This window comes from Flavobacterium branchiophilum NBRC 15030 = ATCC 35035 (assembly GCF_002217205.1).
Taxonomy (GTDB): domain Bacteria; phylum Bacteroidota; class Bacteroidia; order Flavobacteriales; family Flavobacteriaceae; genus Flavobacterium; species Flavobacterium branchiophilum.
Genome location: NZ_MUGT01000200.1, coordinates 1 through 657 on the forward strand (window position 1 = coordinate 1; position 657 = coordinate 657).

Annotated in this window: 2 protein-coding genes; one reads left to right on the forward strand and one right to left on the reverse strand. The window is 30.9% G+C overall.

Annotated features, from left to right (window positions below; translation table 11 throughout):
• Window positions 1-251 (forward strand): transposase (locus B0A58_RS15765; protein ID WP_165766295.1); only part of this gene is annotated, 251 nt, incomplete at its 5' end.
• On the opposite strand, the gene B0A58_RS15770 is transcribed toward B0A58_RS15765, so the two are convergent.
• Window positions 244-486: a hypothetical protein gene (locus tag B0A58_RS15770; RefSeq protein WP_185740234.1), complete on the reverse strand. Its 243-nt coding sequence runs from the start codon at window positions 484-486 to the stop codon at window positions 244-246. The genes B0A58_RS15765 and B0A58_RS15770 overlap by 8 nt on opposite strands.
• Between the last annotated feature and the right edge of the window lie 171 nt (window positions 487-657).

Here is a 657-nt window from a genome sequence, read left to right on the forward strand (position 1 = left end):
CAAATTTAAAACAAGAAATAAGCCAACCTACGGTAAATTTCAAACAAATTAACAACATCATTCAACAACTAAAATCTGGATTACGAACAATACAAACTCACGTTAGTAAACATCATTTACAAAAATATTTAAACGAATATTTTTATCGATTAAATAGATCAATATATAAAGAAACAATTTTTGATAATCTAATAAAAAGAATGATAAATCACGAATGGGTAGGATGGAAATTAATTGTAGCTCCTAAGTAAGTAACTCGATAATTTTATAGACTTTTTCCTTGCGGATGTATCTAATCTCAACACCATAAATACTCAAAATTTCTTTCTGGTCTCGCTCAAAAGTGCGTATCAATAACTCATAATCTTCATCATCGTACATAAATTGTTTTCGCACATACTCCTGTAATTCTTTAAAATCACAAGGGTTTTTTCTCAGCCTTTCGAGTATCAACAAATGGCGTTTTATAAAATGTTTTTTCGACATAATTTCAAGTTTTTATCAGTGTTTTGTTAAGGTTCAAAAATCAATATCATACCAATTTTCGGCAATGGCCTCCAGCAATTCCTCCTTCAGCCTTTCAGGGCTTGCCGTTTCATCATACCAAAAAGTTTGCTTGTAAAAAAACAGCAAATCCAACTGGTCTAGCCCCCTATA